The sequence below is a fragment of the Pannonibacter anstelovis genome (genome assembly GCF_036881715.1).
Classification (GTDB): domain Bacteria; phylum Pseudomonadota; class Alphaproteobacteria; order Rhizobiales; family Stappiaceae; genus Pannonibacter; species Pannonibacter anstelovis.
Genome location: NZ_JBAKBF010000039.1, coordinates 1 through 304 on the forward strand (window position 1 = coordinate 1; position 304 = coordinate 304).

The 304-nt window shown below is 64.1% G+C and carries 1 protein-coding gene; it reads right to left on the reverse strand.

The window, feature by feature from the left end; translation table 11 throughout:
* A partial coding sequence (locus tag V6L75_RS21020; protein WP_334253407.1) for a cadherin-like beta sandwich domain-containing protein occupies window positions 1-304 on the reverse strand: 304 nt, incomplete at both ends.

Consider the following 304-nt stretch of genomic DNA (forward strand, 5'->3'; position numbering starts at 1 on the left):
ATTGGGCCCGAGGCATTGCCGGAGGCGACAGTGTTGCCGTTCACGGTGACGGTGGCATTTGCGTCCGTGACTGTGGGCGTGACGGTGAGCGATGTGACGGCATTGCCGACGGAGGCGGTGTAGATGGTGGTGCCGCTGGCGAAGGCGGGTGTCAGCGTGCCCTGGGACAGGACGAGGTTTGCCAGGGTGGCGACGGTTGAGGCCGGAGCGGCACGATTGACAGTGACCGTGTAGGTCTGGGTTGTGACGCCATCCTGTGCGGTGCCCACGACGGTGATGGTGTTGTCGCCAACGTTGAGGTTGA